The sequence below is a fragment of the Bacillus cereus group sp. BfR-BA-01316 genome, from assembly GCF_022664195.1.
Taxonomy (GTDB): Bacteria; Bacillota; Bacilli; order Bacillales; family Bacillaceae_G; genus Bacillus_A.
Genome location: NZ_JAKUGX010000109.1, coordinates 1 through 280, shown reverse-complemented (window position 1 = coordinate 280; position 280 = coordinate 1). Strand labels below are relative to the sequence as shown.

Below are 280 nucleotides of genomic sequence, written 5' to 3'. Positions count from 1 at the left end.
TGTTTTTTATATGTCGGAGGTATACCCAAGTTCGGCTGAAGGGATCGGTCTTGAAAACCGACAGGCGGCGAGAGTCGCGCGGGGGTTCGAATCCCTCTACCTCCTCCATTTTTTAAAAAAGTGGTTTAGTTACATATAAAAATGAATAAGATATTAATTTTTCCTTCATGGAGGTATACCCAAGTTCGGCTGAAGGGATCGGTCTTGAAAACCGACAGGCGGCGAGAGTCGCGCGGGGGTTCGAATCCCTCTACCTCCTCCATTTATTTTTAAAACATAA

The 280-nt window shown here is 45.0% G+C and carries 2 tRNA genes; both read left to right on the top strand.

Annotation, left to right across the window (positions count from 1 at the left end):
• The first annotated feature begins 15 nt into the window (after positions 1 to 15).
• Positions 16 to 108, top strand: a tRNA-Ser gene (locus MR071_RS25210).
• A gap of 61 nt (positions 109 to 169) precedes the next feature.
• Positions 170 to 262: transfer RNA gene (locus tag MR071_RS25205), tRNA-Ser, on the top strand.
• Positions 263 to 280: the final 18 nt, after the last annotated feature.